This window comes from Undibacterium sp. 5I2, assembly GCF_035019605.1.
In the GTDB taxonomy this organism is placed as follows: domain Bacteria; phylum Pseudomonadota; class Gammaproteobacteria; order Burkholderiales; family Burkholderiaceae_D; genus Undibacterium.
Window position 1 is genome coordinate 35,496 of sequence record NZ_JASJVS010000031.1, and the last position, 14,477, is coordinate 49,972.

Below are 14,477 nucleotides of genomic sequence, written 5' to 3' on the forward strand. Positions count from 1 at the left end.
CTGTCGTTCCCAAGATTGCAAAAACTGCGCAAGATAGCACCACCCTATTTCCGGATTGCACGATGAAAACTTCTTCCCGCCTGTTTACCGCTCTCTTGCTCAGCTTCGGTATCGTCAGCGCTGCCGCGCACGCCACCGAGCCATTGCTCAATGCTTCGTATGATGTGACGCGCGAATTATTCAAAGATATCAACCCCGCTTTCATTGCTGAATGGCAAAAGAAAAGCGGCGAAACTGTGGTCATCAAGCAATCGCATGGTGGCTCGAGCAAGCAAGCGCGCTCGGTCATCGACGGCCTCAATGCTTCAGTCGTGACCATGAACCAAGCCAGTGACATCGATATTCTGGCTGAAAAGGGTTTATTGCCAGCTAACTGGGAAAAATTATTACCGAATAATTCGGCACCGTTTTATTCCACCATGGTGTTTTTAACCCGCAAAGGCAATCCTAAAAAAATCGCCGATTGGGAAGATCTCGGCAAACCCGGCGTGAAAGTCATCGTGCCTAACCCTAAAACTTCGGGTAACGGCCGCTATACCTATTTGGCTGCTTGGGGTTCGGTCATCAAATCCGGCGGCAGCGAAGCGCAAGCGCGCGCCTTGGTTGGCCGGCTGTTTAAAAATGTACCGGTGCTCGATGCCGGCGGCCGCGGTGCCACCACCACGTTTACCCAACGCGACATCGGCGATGTGCTGGTGACGTTTGAAAATGAAGTGCAATTAGTGCGTCAAGAATTTGGCGATCACTACGACGTTGTCTACCCGCGCAGCTCTATCTTGGCCGAATCGCCCGTGGCCGTAGTCGATAAAGTGGTCGACAAACTCGGCACGCGCAAAGCCGCCACCGCCTATTTGCAATTCCTTTACTCGGAAGCGGGACAAGATATCGCTGCGCGCCACTATTTCCGCCCGCGCTCGGCCATCGCCGCAAAAAAATACGCGGCCAACTTCAAGCCCATCGCCCTGTTCACGTTGGAAGAAGTATTCGGCGGCTGGAAGCAAGTGCAAAAGAAACATTTCGACGATGGTGGCGAATTCGATCAGTTGTATCAAAATAAATAAGCAGTAAAAAACGCCGTTCAATCAAATTGAACGGCGTTCTTTTCAACTGAAAGCCAAATTAACTGACTACCAACGACAAATGCTGACTACGCAAGGCAGCCGATTTAACTTGAACCTTGATGGAGTTTTGTAAGGACGCGAACGAGCCGCCGGCGCGATAGCTGAAACTGAGTTCCAAGATATCACCGGCCTTGACCTCGACCGCCTCATCCAAGGGCAAGGATAAATAATGATTGAGCCAATCGATCGTGCCGCCAGTTTCCATCAACACGGCCAGAATATTTTTGGTAATGAAACGCAGCGCCGTCACACTGCCGCCCTGCTCTATCGTGAAGCTGCCTGCCCAACTGATCTGCAAACCATTCGTCTGGGTAAAGTCGATCACGCTGTAGAGTGCCGGCTGTGCCAATTCGCGGGTATCAGCGGAAAATACGCCGGGTTGCAAAAACTGAATGATCGGCGCCTGATAACCGAGAAAATCGCAGGTTTGTTGTACCGGCTGCACCGCCATCACTACCGCTTCCGGAATAAAAATCGGCAGAGGGCCGCCGAATTTTTCCAAGTAGCGCTGTTTGAAATTTTCTATCACTTCGACTTGCTTTTCGCGCAGCATCGCCACATGTATCATCTCGCATATCACCACGTCGACCGGTTCGGGTGGTAAATATTCGAAGGCATCGGCATGAATTACCTCGACCTTGTCACCGTCGCGGTTTTTCGCCAGCAAACGGCGCGCTTCGGCGACCATATCGGGATTAAACTCGACGCAATACACTTTGGCCGCACTCTGCGCCGCAAACCACGACAACACGCCGGTGCCGCCGCCGAGTTCCAGTACTTTCGCGCCATCGAACACTTGACGCTGAATCGCTGCCTTAAAGTTATCCATGCGGTTGGCATCCATCAGCATATTGTGATGGTATTGCAAAGGTATAAATTGTCCGAGATAGCAACTCTCTGCTTCGCGCTCATTCAACATCACATCTCCTCATTCCATGCCGGTAGCTGGCTTTGCGCACCGGGAACGCGGCTGCGTTCTAAGCGGTAGGGCATTTGTCATGATTATGCGGGGAAGGAAAAAAAACAAAGGCGCGAATTCAGCTGTAAATCCGCTTCAATTCATGCTTTAGGGCAAATTAATCAGAATCGCCGCGACGAAGGCTCAAGCAAAATCGTGCAACGCGCATCTTTGTAAGGCGTGTCAGCACGCTGCCAAAACGCGCCAGGTGAAGTTTGTGAGCAAACCACCGCATCGGCCGTCGTACTATGCCAACGATACCAGGGTGCCGGTTCGGCTGGCAGCAGCGGCGCTGTCAATAACAGCAAGCACAATACATAGCAACGCAACATGACAAACTCCCGAAGTGAAGGATCAAGGCAAACAGATGCACGGCCGAGCAGTGCAAAAAGTTAACATAAAATCAATATTTATTCACTGATGTTACTTATATCAAAACCACATATAAGCAAATAAATACTAAGTAGTTGGGAAAAATGCTCGAACTCATTACGATTGAGCTACTTTGTTTGGAGCAATATGACCTTCACCTATATTATTTCCGGATTTGCCGTCGGTACGCTGGTCGGCTTGACCGGTGTCGGCGGCGGCTCGCTGATGACGCCGTTGTTGACACTGTTGTTCGGCGTCTCGCCCGCCGTCGCGGTCGGTACCGACCTCGCCTTCGCCTCGATTACCAAGGCCACCGGCACGTTTACCCACCGTTTGCGCGGCACGGTCGACTGGCATGTGGTGCGCTTGCTCTGCTATGGCGCACTACCGGCGGCCTTACTGGCAACGCTGAGCCTGAAGCATTTCGGTAGCCTGAATAAGGAAATTGCTCAGATCATTCGCTACTCAATTGCAATTTCTGTCATGTTAACCGTGATTGCCTTGCTTTTCAAAAGTAAAATGATGACTTGGCTCAACAATCATCCGGAAAAGCAATTGCAAGGCCGTCAGTTGGCAATCGCCACCATCGTCTCCGGTGCCTTACTCGGTACCTTGGTGACGATTTCGTCGATCGGTGCCGGTGCCATCGGCGCGACTTTGCTGGTGATGTTATATCCACGCATGTCGGCCGCGCACATCGCCGGCACCGACATCGCCTACGCGGTGCCACTGACAGCGATTGCCGCCTTCGGCCACTGGTGGCTGGGTTCGATCGATTGGGCCTTGCTCGGCGCTTTGCTGCTCGGTTCGCTGCCGGGTATCACGATCGGTTCGCTGGCAGCACGCGCCGTACCGGAAAAATTTTTACGCGGCATATTAGCGACGACCCTGACCTTAGTGGCCGTCAAACTCGTTTTTTAAGGGCAAACCAAGATGTATCGTTACGACCACCACGATCACCAGATCATACAAGAGCGTATCGCGCAATTCCGTGATCAGGTACGCCGTCGCCAAGCCGACGAACTGACGGAAGAAGAATTCCTGCCTTTGCGCTTGCAAAACGGTTTGTATTATCAACGGCACGCTTATATGCTGCGCGTCGCCGTCCCTTACGGCATGCTGTCATCGGCACAGATGCGCACCTTTGCCCATATCGCGCGCAAGTACGATCGCGGCTACGGCCATTTCACCACGCGCCAAAACATTCAGTACAACTGGATCAACCTCGAAGATACCCCGGACATTCTGGAGCAATTGGCACAGGTGGAAATGCATGCGATTCAAACTTCCGGCAATTGCATGCGCAATATCACCTCGGATGAATTCGCCGGCGTCGCCGCCGATGAGATCATCGATCCGCGCGCGTATGCTGAAATTCTGCGTCAATGGACCACCTTCCATCCGGAATTCGCTTATTTGCCGCGTAAATTCAAGATCGCCATCAATGGTTCCAAGGAAGATCGCGCCGCCATCGCCGTGCATGATATCGGCCTGACCGTGATCCATAACCAAGCCGGCGAAGTCGGCTTTCGCGTGATGGTTGGCGGCGGCATGGGACGCACACCTATCCTCGGCAGTGTGATCTGCGAATTCTTGCCATGGCAACATGTCATGACCTATCTGGAAGCGATCCTGCGGATTTATAACCAACACGGCCGCCGTGATAATAAATACAAGGCACGTATTAAGATTCTGGTCAAAGCCATCGGTGCCGATGTCTTCCGCGCCCAAGTGGAAGCCGAATGGGCCGATATCAAAGGTGGTCCGGCCACGCTGACCGAAGCCGAGTTGCAGCGCGTCGCCAGCTTTTTCAGTACGCCCGACTACCTGCCGTTGACCAGTACCGATGCCGCCTACGAACAAGCACTGAAGGACAACAAAGCCTTCGCCAATTGGGTCAAGCGCAATGTCAAAGCGCATAAGCAGCCTGGTTACGCGGCGGTGGTCTTGTCGCTGAAAAAACCGGGTGTTCCACCGGGCGACGCTACGGCCGAACAAATGGATTTCATCGCCGACCTGGCCGATCGATACAGCTTCGGCGAACTGCGCGTTACACATGAACAGAATTTGGTACTGGCCGATGTGCGCTTGGCCGAATTGTTTGCGGTTTGGCAGGAAGCCAAGGCCCATGGCTTGGCAACGCCGAACATCGGCTTGCTGACCGATATGATTTGCTGCCCAGGTGGCGATTTCTGCTCCCTGGCCAATGCCAAATCGATTCCCATCGCCTTAGACATCACCGACCGTTTCAGCGACCTCGACTACTTGCATGACATCGGTGAAATCGAACTCAATATGTCGGGCTGTATCAATGCCTGTGGTCATCACCACGTCGGCCATATCGGCATACTTGGGGTCGACAAAGATGGCAGTGAGTGGTACCAGGTGTCTATCGGCGGTGCGCAAGGTAATGCTGCCGCCATCGGAAAAATCATCGGCCCATCATTCTCAGCCGGCCAAATGCCGGAAGTGATAGAACGCTTGATCAAAGTTTATCTGCGCGAACGTCAAGAGAATGAACGCTTCATCGATACCGCGCAAAGACTGGGTGTCGCACCGTTTAAAGAATTTGTCTATGCCACGCCGATCAAAACTACCGAACACTATGGCGAAGATGCCGGTTCGCTGGTTTCTTACTAAACCGTTGCTACTACACCGTTACCGAATCGCGAGCGAACATGACGAGTAAAATTATTCAAGGAAAGGCCATTGTGGCCGACGACTGGAGCGTACTGCGACTGGCCGAGGGTGAAACCGCCGATGCCGTTGCCGTTCCGGCTGGTAAGACCATCATACCGCTGCAGGTATGGTTGCTGCAGCGGGTCGCACTGGAACAGCGCAAGGATCTGGCCATCTGGTTTGGTAGTGCTGAACAAGCCAAAGATCTCGGTGACGACCTCTCGCGCTTTGCCTTGTTGGCAGTCGATTTTCCGAAATTTTCGGATGGCCGCGGCTATTCCATCGCCCACAATCTGCGCACCCGTTGCGCATATACCGGTGCCTTGCGCGCCATCGGCGACGTTTTACGCGATCAATTGTTTTACATGCAGCGCGTTGGCTTCAATGAATATGCCGTACGCGCCGATAAAGACATTAACGATGCCATCAAAGGTCTGACCGATTTTTCGGAAAAATACCAGACCTCATGGGATGAAAAAAATCCACTGTTCCGCCGTCGTGACGGAGCCGCAGCATGAGCGATTTCGCCGCCCGTCTGGCTGTCAGTCTGAGCTGCTTGGAAACCATCGCGCGCGATTTCGCGCCGGCGGTATTCGCCTCGAGCTTGGCGGCCGAAGACATGGTCTTGACCGATATGATTTTGCGCGGCAAATACAACATCGGTATTTTTTCGCTCGAAACCGGTCGTCTGCACGCCGAAACCCTGGGTATGATTGAGCGCATCAAGGAAACCTACGGCACCGACATCGCGCTGTACCGTCCCGAGCCGGCCGCAGTCGCAGACTATGTCGCACAACACGGCCTCAATGCGTTTTACGACAGTGTCGAGATGCGTAAAGAATGCTGCCGCATCCGCAAGGTCGAACCACTCAATCGTGCTTTAGCTGGCCAAACCGCCTGGGTCACCGGCCAACGGCGCGCGCAAGCGGCCACCCGTACCGAACTGGCAATGCAGGAAGACGATGCGGCGCACGGCATGCAAAAGTTCAATCCGCTGGCGGATTGGTCGCAAGACGATGTCTGGCACTATATTCGCACTAACAATGTGCCGTACAATCCTTTGCATGACAAAGGCTATCCGTCCATCGGTTGCGAACCCTGCACGCGTGCCATCGAAGCCGGTGAAGATGTGCGCGCCGGCCGCTGGTGGTGGGAAAATCCGGAATCGAAAGAATGCGGTTTGCACGTCGTCGACGGTAAATTGATTCGAATTAAACAAGTCAGCTGAATACAGAAAAGAGACATGATGAACACTGTCAAAGAACAAGATTTTATGGATGCCGCGAGTAATCGCCATCTCGATTGGCTGGAGTCCGAAGCCATCCACATCATGCGTGAAGTGGCAGCCGAATGCGGCAACCCGGCGCTGCTGTTTTCCGGTGGTAAAGACTCCATCGTCTTGCTGCGCTTGGCTGAAAAAGCCTTTCGTCCCGGTAAATTCCCGTTTCCGCTGGTACACATCGATACTGGCCACAACTTCGACGAAGTCATCGCGTTTCGCGACAAACGCGTGGCCGAACTCGGTGAACGCTTGATCGTTGGCTCAGTGGAAGACTCGATACAACGCGGTACTGTACGCCTGCGCAATCCGGCCACCGATTCACGCAATGCGGCTCAAGCCGTCACCCTGCTCGAAACCATCGCGGCGCACAAATTTGATGCCTGCATCGGCGGTGCCCGTCGCGATGAAGAAAAAGCCCGCGCCAAAGAACGGATTTTTTCCTTCCGCGATGAATTCGGCCAGTGGAATCCAAAAGCTCAGCGTCCTGAGCTATGGGACCTCTACAATACCCGCGTGCATGCCGGTGAAAACATGCGTGTGTTCCCGATCTCGAACTGGACTGAACTCGATGTTTGGCAATATATCGCGCGCGAAAAACTCGAATTGCCGCAAATTTATTTCGCCCACGAACGCCAAGTCATCCCGCGCAATGGCCTGTTGGTACCGCTGACTCACCTGACACCAGCGCTGCCAGGTGAAACCGTGGAAACCCAGATCGTGCGTTTCCGTACCGTCGGCGATATTTCCTGCACCTGCCCGGTGTCGTCCGATGCCGCCACGGTAGCAGCGATCATCGCCGAAACCGCAGTCACGCAAATTACCGAACGCGGCGCTACCCGCATGGATGATCAAACATCGGAAGCTTCGATGGAAAAACGTAAAAAAGAAGGATATTTCTGATGACTGCCGTTCAAACTCTCAACCTCAACACGGGCATCGAACGCGGTCTGTTGCGCTTCATTACTGCCGGCTCCGTCGATGATGGCAAAAGCACCTTGATCGGCCGTCTGCTGTTCGATAGCAAAGGCATTTTCGCCGACCAGCTCGATGCGATGTCACGCGCCAAGCACAAGCGCACCGTCGGTGACACCATCGACTTGTCCTTGCTGACCGATGGCCTCGAAGCCGAACGCGAACAAGGCATTACCATCGATGTAGCCTACCGCTATTTCGCTACACCGAAGCGTAAGTTCATCATCGCCGACACTCCGGGCCACGAACAATACACCCGTAATATGGTGACCGGTGCCTCGACGGCCGACGCCGTGGTGATTTTAGTCGACGTCTCGAAAGTCAAGCTCAACGACGACGGCAGCGTCGACTTGTTGGTGCAGACTAAGCGTCACTCGACCATCGCCCATTTGCTGAAAATTGAACATGTGATCGTTGCCGTCAACAAGATGGATCTGGTCAACTATGACCAAGTGATCTATGACCGCATCATCGCCGAGTACAGTAAATTTGCCGCCCAACTCGGACTCAAAACCATACACCCTATTCCGCTGTCCGCCTTGGCCGGTGACAATGTTGTCAGCGCCAGCGATAAGCTGGCATGGTATCAAGGTCCTACTCTGATCGAATTGCTCGAGTCGCTCAGCGTCTACGACGCCTGCCACGATGAACCGTTTCGCTTTCCGGTACAACTGGTCGCGCGTCACAACGGTCATGAAGCCAATGACTTCCGTGGTTACATGGGTCGTATCGAAGCCGGCAAAGTCAGCAAGGGCGATCGCCTGATCGTCCAACCGAGCGGACAAATTGCCACGGTCAAAGATATCCAAACTCTGGACGGCTCACTGGAATCGGCCGTGGTCGGCCAATCGGTAACTTTGCTGCTCAATGAATACCTCGACATCTCGCGTGGCGACATGCTGGCCGGTGCCGACCGTCCTGCCACTCAGTTGAAAACCTTAAAGGCCGATCTGTGCTGGCTGTCAGAAGATGCGCTCGATGTCGGCCGTAAATACTGGCTCAAACACACCACCAAACAAGTCGCGGCGCGCGTCACGGCGGTCGATACCCTGCTCGATATCAACACTCAGCAAACGCGCCCGGCCGACAGCCTCAAGCTCAACGACATCGCCACCGTCTCGATCAGTGTTGGGCAAGCGCTGGCCGTCGATGATTATGCCGACTTGCGCTCGACCGGTGCCTTCATTCTCATCGATGAAGTCACCCATCAAACCGTGGCTGCCGGCATGATCCACTTGGCAGACTGAGCACGATGACGACCCCGCTCGGCCAAGTGGTGTTGATCGGTGCCGGTCCCGGTGCCGCCGACCTGATCACGGTGCGCGGCGCACGCCTGTTGGCGCAGGCCGAAGTGGTGTTGTATGACGCCTTGGTCACGACCGAGATGTTGGAACTGTGCCCGCAAGCCGTGAAGATTGCGGTCGGCAAGCGCAGCGGTCAACGCTCGGCCGCGCAAGACAGCATCAACCGACAACTCGTCGCTGCCGCCCATCAGTATCGTCTGGTAGTGCGTTTGAAAGGTGGCGACCCCATGCTGTTCGGGCGTGCTGATGAAGAATTAAGCGCACTCGAAGCGGCCGGTATTGCTTACGCCGTGGTACCCGGCATCACCACCGCCTTGGCAGCGGCGGCGGCGGTATGCCAGCCGCTGACCAAGCGCGGCATTGCCCGCAGCGTGGCCTTGTTTACTTCGAGTACTGCACCAGGCGAAACTGCGGACACCCGCATTCCCGAATGTGACACCTTGATCCAATATATGGGTGGACGCGAAGCGATGCTGACGGCCGAACGTATGCTGGCCAAGGGTTTTCCGGCGCACTTGCCGGTTATCGTGATGGAAAATTGCAGCCGCAGCGATCAACGCTATCTGCGCTTGAGCTTGGCCGAACTGGCGCACGGCCTGCCGCTCTCGCATGGACCGGTATTGGTGATGATGGGCGAAGCGATGCGCACCCGTGTAGCCGCGCATCCAGCGTGATTACGGCGTCGGCAAACGCACCTCGAAACGACGTGCCAGCGCCGACAAATCACCACTGACACGCATTTGCTCAAAGCTATCATCATAAGCTTGCCGCATTCGCTCGCAAGTCGAGCGACAATACGCCAAATAGCCATCCTGTGTATCGATCAAGGGGGCGACGATCGCGAATCCCAACTTCAAGTCGAGTTTTCTCAACTGTGCTTCCGAATTGCGTAAATTAGTTGCCAGTAAATCGATGCGGCCGGCCGCCAGCATGGTCAAGCCATTGCTCAAGGTATGCACAAGCTCCGGTTTGATCTGCGTGCGGGCCGCTTCGAATGCTTCACCATAAGCCCAACCGTTGATCACCGCGACTTTGCGCGTGCGCAGAGAGGCGTAATCGCCGTTCCAGCCTACATTCGATCCTTGCCGGGTATAAAAAGCCAGAATATCGCGATAAAAAGGCCGCGCCGAAAATTTGAACTTGCCTTCGCGTTCGGCAGTTTTATACGGACCGATCAGCACCTGCGCATAGCCGTTTTCCACCATCCACTGCGCCCGATTCCACGGATATAGTTCAAAGCGCACCGTGTCACCATTTTTTTGCGCCAATTGCCGCACGATTTCTACCCCTAATCCGGTGTAGCCATTCGCTTCGCTGGCTTCGAAAATGCCGGCAAACTCACTGCCAACGGCCAGCACCTCGGCAGCCGGCAGCGGCAGCGCGGCCAGCAAAAACATGGGGGCAATCCATTTAATCAAACGACGCACGACTGTCTCCAAATGAAAATTGCGTCAGCTCTGCTTGATGCAGTAATCCCGAATCGCCGACAACACCGCCTCATCCTCACCAACCGCCATAGCGATGTGCAAGTGCAGTTGCGGATAACTGGCCCGTAATTGTTCCGCCAACAGCGGTAAATCACGCAACACATGACCGCCCTGACCGAGGAACACCGGCGTCACGGTAATCCGCTGGCAGCCGGAAGCGACCAGACTGGCCACCAGATCGGGCAAGTTCGGTTGCATGAATTCGAGAAAGGCCAGTTCCACGCGCTGCTCTGGCAAACTCTCTTGTGTCATTTTTTGCAGCCGCTGGAACGGTGCCAGCCAACGCGGTTCACGCGCACCGTGGGCAAACAAGATCGAAGCAGTCGTCGCGGTAATCGGGGTAATTGGAGTAGTCATCAGTTTCTTTCAACGTAGCGCAGCCCGAGCAAAGCCAGGCCCATAAATAATATACTCGGCACCAAGGCCGTCACCATTGCTGGCCAGGTATTGAGTAAGCCGAGATGGGAAAACAGTGAATTGATCAGATAAAACACCATCCCTATCATGATGCCGCTGAAAATTTTCAAGCTGATCCCACCGCTGCGCACATGCAGGTAAGCAAATGGCAGCGCCAAGGCCATCATCACAAAGGTGACGAAGGGATAGGTGATTTTTTTCCAAAATGCGATTTCATAACGCTCGCCGTCTTGCTTGTTTTCCGCCAGATGACGGGTATACGCGGCCAAATCCCAGGCCGACATGCGGTCCGGATCGGCGAACAAGACCGATAAAATATCGGGCGTGACTTCAGAGATCACATCCCTGCTGGGATAGCTGTGGCTGCTGACACCGGTGATATCTTCGGCCGCCAAATTTTTGGGGAAGGATGTTTCCGACACCTCGAACAAGCGCCACACATTACTGCCCTGGTACGCGGCCCGTTTGGCCGTCACTTCGCGCGCCAAATGAAAATCTTTATCAAATTCATACATACGCACCAAATTAAGCTGACGATTCGGCAAAATCTCCTGCACATTGAGGAAGCGCGAACCGATCACGGCACCGCTGAGGCCATTTTCGCGCACCAAATCTTTGGTCCACAGTCCGGTACGAAATTCCTGCGCTTCCGCGGCACCAAGTGCCGTCAGCTTCATGCTTTCGGCGTATTTGCTGGTGTTCGGTGCCACCAGTTCGCCGAAGGCAAAGGTCAGCAACACAAACAAAATACCAATTTTGAACAACATCCCGGCAGCCATCGCGGTCGACATGCTGGCCGCGCGCATGATGGTAAATTCAGAATTCGAGGCAAATTGGGCCAAGACATAAATGGTGCCGATCAGTACCGCAATCGGCATGAATTCATAAATATATCCAGGCAAACCTAGCAAGACATACAACAAAGCGTAGGGCAAACTGTAGCCACCCTTGTTTAAGGACGGCAGCTCAGCCATTAAATCAAAAAAGGAAAATAATGCCAACAAAGCCAGCATGACGAACAACACTGAACGGATAATTTCAGTACCAAAATATTTCTGCAAAATTCTCATGCACAACTTTCTTGTTTACGCAGACTCGCTTTACAGTTCGACCAAAGCACCAATGGATGCCAACGACTGTTGACCTTCAAACGCCATAAAAACAAGGCTAACACGAGTAGCAAAATCAGCAAGTGCACCGGCCACCAACTGAGCGCAAACGAGGTACGGCCTTGGGCTACGGTAGCCTGAGAAATATTGACGACATTTAAATAAATAATCACGGTCAGCAAAGCGACAATCAAATTGGCGGAGCGACCGACGCGCGGATTGACGAAACCCAGTGGTATCGCCAGCACCAGCAACAAAGCGCACATCAACGGCAGCGAGATACGCCATAACAATTCGGCTTTCTTGGTGTTATCGAGATTTTCCAGCAGCGCCATCAATGGCATCGATTTGGCGGAATTATCACCAGCCAGCGCACCGTTTTGGCTCGACACCAGCACGCCGTATCTTTCAAATTGCATCATTTGGAAATCTTTCGCGGTCGGCAAACCGTCATAGCGCCGACCACGACTCATCACCAAAAACTTATCGCCGAGCTGATCGATTTCAATCACGCCTTCTTTCGCCACTACTACGCTGGAACGCCCCTCACTGATGGTATTGATGAAGATATTCTGCACCTTCCCGAGATCGCCGGCGACCTCTTCGACAAAGAATACCCGGTTCGACGACGACGATTCCTGGAACTTGCCCGGTGCAACCTTGGCAATATCCGAGCGTTTTTCATACCGTTCGCGAAATTCGGCGCTTTGCTGACTGGCCCACGGCGTGACGACCAAGCTGAGCACACCGGTCAAGACGACCCAAGGCGCACCGAAGCGCAGTACCGGTGCGATCCAGTCTGTCAAACTCAAGCCCGAAGCGAACCACACCACCATTTCAGAGTCTTGATAAGCACGCGTCACCACCAACAGCACGGCGATGAAGCCGGTCAGTATCAGCAGAATTGGCATATTCATCAGCGAGGTGAAGGCGATCAGCGCCACCACATCACTCGAAGCCACCTTACCGCCGGCCGCTTGGCCGAGAATTTTTATAAGCATCACCGTAATGGTGATGGTAAATAGAGTTGTGAAGACTGCGCCTGCTGCGCTGAGCAATTCACGTCGAAGCGCGCGTTGAAAAATCATGAGAAGGATTATAATGTCGTTTTTACGAGACTTAACAAGAGGAGTAATACGTGGACTTTAGCATAAAAACATACGACGCAAAAAGTGCCTCCACAGCCCACAAGGCGATTAAAACAGCCTGTATTGTGGTCGGTGTATTCGAAAATAAAAAGCTTTCCGTCGCCGCTGCCGGCCTCGATAAGCAAGGTGCGATCGCTGCGGCGCTGAAATCGGCCGACATTTCGGGCAAAATCGGTTCGTCGCTGTTGCTTCGCAATATAGCCGAAATCGCGGCTGAGCGCGTATTACTGGTCGGTTTAGGTGAAGAAAACCAACTGATTTCTGAAAAATCCTTCCAACAAGCGGTACAAGCCGCCGCCCGCAGTCTGGCTGGCCTGGGTGCGAGCGAAGCGGTACTGGCACTGCCGGCGGTAAAAGAGCGCGATATCGCTTGGAGCATCCGTACTGCCGTGGTCGCCTTCCGCGAAAGTATTTTCCGCGCCGACGCGCTGAAAAGTAAAAAAGACCTCAGCGTCGCCGGCGTGAAGAAAATCGCCATCTACGTCGATGCGGCCGATGCGGCAGTTGCTAAAACAGCCTTGATGCAGAGTGTCGCGCTGGCCAACGGTATAGACCTGACCAAAGAATTAGGCAACCTGCCGCCGAATATCTGTACCCCGACTTATTTAGCCAGCACCGCCAAAACCATCGCCACCGATTACAAAATGGTGGTTGAAATCCTCGATCGCAAACAAATCCAAGCGCTCAAAATGGCCAGCTTTCTATCGGTCACAGCCGGCTCCATCGAACCACCGAAATTCATCGTGCTGCGCCATAACGGCGGTAAGGCCAAAGATGCACCGGTGGTTTTGGTTGGCAAAGGTATCACCTTTGATTCCGGCGGTATCTCCATCAAGGGCGGTGCCGGCATGGATGAAATGAAATATGACATGGGTGGTGCCGCATCGGTGATCGGTACCATGCGTGCCATCGGTGAAATGAAATTGAAGCTCAATGTCATCGCCGTCATTCCTAGCTGCGAAAACATGCCTTCCGGTTCGGCCACCCGTCCGGGTGACATCATCACCTCGATGTCCGGTCAAACCATCGAAGTCTTGAACACCGATGCCGAAGGCCGTCTGATCCTGTGTGACGCGCTGACTTACTCGGAACGCTTCAACCCGGCCGTAGTCATCGACGTCGCCACCCTCACCGGTGCCTGCGTGACCTCGCTCGGCCATCACAACACCGGTTTATTTACCCGTCACGATGCCGCCCACGATGCGCTGGCCGATGAATTGCTGGCAGCGGGCAAAGCCAGCGGTGACACTGCTTGGCGCATGCCGATCGAAGAAGCTTATAACGAGCAACTGAAATCGAACTTCGCCGACATGGCCAATATCGGCGGCCCAGCCGGCGGCAGCATCACCGCCGCGTGTTTCCTCGAACGTTACACACGTAAATACACTTGGGCCCATCTCGATATCGCCGGCACCGCCTGGAAATCGGGTGCCGCCAAGGGTTCAACCGGTCGTCCGGTATCACTGCTGACGAGCTTTTTGATGAATCGCGCAGCATAAGCACTCGCCAGCCATTCCGAAACCGGCCGCGCTGTTGATCAGCGCGGCCGGTTTTTTAACAACTATCTGGAAAGGGTTTGCATCCCCTCCCATCGGGTCGCTCCTTCGTCGCTCACCGGCCAAAAGAGG

Annotated in this window: 15 protein-coding genes; 9 read left to right on the plus strand and 6 right to left on the minus strand. The window is 54.0% G+C overall.

The window, feature by feature from the left end:
- Positions 1–62 precede the first annotated feature (62 nt).
- Positions 63–1,061, plus strand: coding sequence for a sulfate ABC transporter substrate-binding protein (locus tag QN359_RS12155; RefSeq protein WP_322247714.1), 999 nt, complete (start codon positions 63–65; stop codon positions 1,059–1,061).
- 58 nt (positions 1,062–1,119) lie between these two features.
- Here QN359_RS12155 and QN359_RS12160 read toward each other — a convergent pair whose 3' ends face one another.
- Positions 1,120–2,040 (minus strand): methyltransferase domain-containing protein, encoded by a 921-nt coding sequence (locus tag QN359_RS12160; RefSeq protein ID WP_322247713.1) that lies wholly within the window; start codon positions 2,038–2,040, stop codon positions 1,120–1,122.
- A 161-nt stretch (positions 2,041–2,201) separates the two neighbouring features.
- Positions 2,202–2,411 carry a hypothetical protein gene (locus tag QN359_RS12165; protein WP_322247712.1) on the minus strand — a complete coding sequence of 70 codons (210 nt, stop codon included), beginning with the start codon at positions 2,409–2,411 and terminating at the stop codon, positions 2,202–2,204.
- A gap of 187 nt (positions 2,412–2,598) precedes the next feature.
- On the opposite strand from QN359_RS12165, the gene QN359_RS12170 reads away from it, so the two are divergent.
- Genes QN359_RS12170 through cobA form a run of 7 tightly spaced genes read left to right on the plus strand, consistent with a single transcriptional unit; the run spans position 2,599 to position 9,362 of the window.
- Positions 2,599–3,372, plus strand: coding sequence for a sulfite exporter TauE/SafE family protein (locus QN359_RS12170; RefSeq protein WP_322247711.1), 774 nt, complete (start codon positions 2,599–2,601; stop codon positions 3,370–3,372).
- Positions 3,373–3,384: 12 nt separating this feature from the next.
- Positions 3,385–5,091, plus strand: a complete 1,707-nt coding sequence (locus QN359_RS12175; RefSeq protein ID WP_322247710.1) for a nitrite/sulfite reductase — start codon at positions 3,385–3,387, stop codon at positions 5,089–5,091.
- A gap of 38 nt (positions 5,092–5,129) precedes the next feature.
- Positions 5,130–5,648 carry a DUF934 domain-containing protein gene (locus tag QN359_RS12180; protein ID WP_322247709.1) on the plus strand — a complete coding sequence of 173 codons (519 nt, stop codon included), beginning with the start codon at positions 5,130–5,132 and terminating at the stop codon, positions 5,646–5,648.
- On the plus strand, positions 5,645–6,358 hold the full coding sequence (locus tag QN359_RS12185) for a phosphoadenylyl-sulfate reductase (protein ID WP_322247708.1): 714 nt from the start codon (positions 5,645–5,647) through the stop codon (positions 6,356–6,358). Before QN359_RS12180 ends, QN359_RS12185 begins: the two co-directional genes overlap by 4 nt.
- A gap of 18 nt (positions 6,359–6,376) precedes the next feature.
- The gene (gene cysD, locus QN359_RS12190; RefSeq protein ID WP_322247707.1) at positions 6,377–7,312 is read left to right on the plus strand and encodes a sulfate adenylyltransferase subunit CysD; all 936 of its coding nucleotides are present in this window, start codon (positions 6,377–6,379) and stop codon (positions 7,310–7,312) included.
- On the plus strand, positions 7,312–8,631 hold the full coding sequence (locus tag QN359_RS12195) for a sulfate adenylyltransferase subunit 1 (protein WP_322247706.1): 1,320 nt from the start codon (positions 7,312–7,314) through the stop codon (positions 8,629–8,631). Before cysD ends, QN359_RS12195 begins: the two co-directional genes overlap by 1 nt.
- Positions 8,632–8,636: 5 nt before the next feature.
- Positions 8,637–9,362, plus strand: coding sequence for a uroporphyrinogen-III C-methyltransferase (cobA, locus tag QN359_RS12200; protein WP_322247705.1), 726 nt, complete (start codon positions 8,637–8,639; stop codon positions 9,360–9,362).
- On the opposite strand, the gene QN359_RS12205 is transcribed toward cobA, so the two are convergent.
- Genes QN359_RS12205 through lptF form a run of 4 tightly spaced genes read right to left on the minus strand, consistent with a single transcriptional unit; the run spans position 9,363 to position 12,789 of the window.
- Positions 9,363–10,115 carry a substrate-binding periplasmic protein gene (locus QN359_RS12205; protein WP_322247704.1) on the minus strand — a complete coding sequence of 251 codons (753 nt, stop codon included), beginning with the start codon at positions 10,113–10,115 and terminating at the stop codon, positions 9,363–9,365. It lies immediately after the preceding gene.
- A gap of 24 nt (positions 10,116–10,139) precedes the next feature.
- Positions 10,140–10,532: a CbiX/SirB N-terminal domain-containing protein gene (locus QN359_RS12210; RefSeq protein WP_322247703.1), complete on the minus strand. Its 393-nt coding sequence runs from the start codon at positions 10,530–10,532 to the stop codon at positions 10,140–10,142.
- A complete protein-coding gene (gene lptG / locus QN359_RS12215; RefSeq protein WP_322247702.1) occupies positions 10,532–11,662 on the minus strand; it encodes an LPS export ABC transporter permease LptG in 1,131 nt (376 codons plus the stop codon). Before lptG ends, QN359_RS12210 begins: the two co-directional genes overlap by 1 nt.
- On the minus strand, positions 11,659–12,789 hold the full coding sequence (gene lptF / locus QN359_RS12220; RefSeq protein WP_322247701.1) for an LPS export ABC transporter permease LptF: 1,131 nt from the start codon (positions 12,787–12,789) through the stop codon (positions 11,659–11,661). Before lptF ends, lptG begins: the two co-directional genes overlap by 4 nt.
- Positions 12,790–12,839: 50 nt before the next feature.
- On the opposite strand from lptF, the gene QN359_RS12225 reads away from it, so the two are divergent.
- Positions 12,840–14,348 carry a leucyl aminopeptidase gene (locus tag QN359_RS12225; protein ID WP_322247700.1) on the plus strand — a complete coding sequence of 503 codons (1,509 nt, stop codon included), beginning with the start codon at positions 12,840–12,842 and terminating at the stop codon, positions 14,346–14,348.
- The last annotated feature ends 129 nt before the right edge of the window (positions 14,349–14,477 follow it).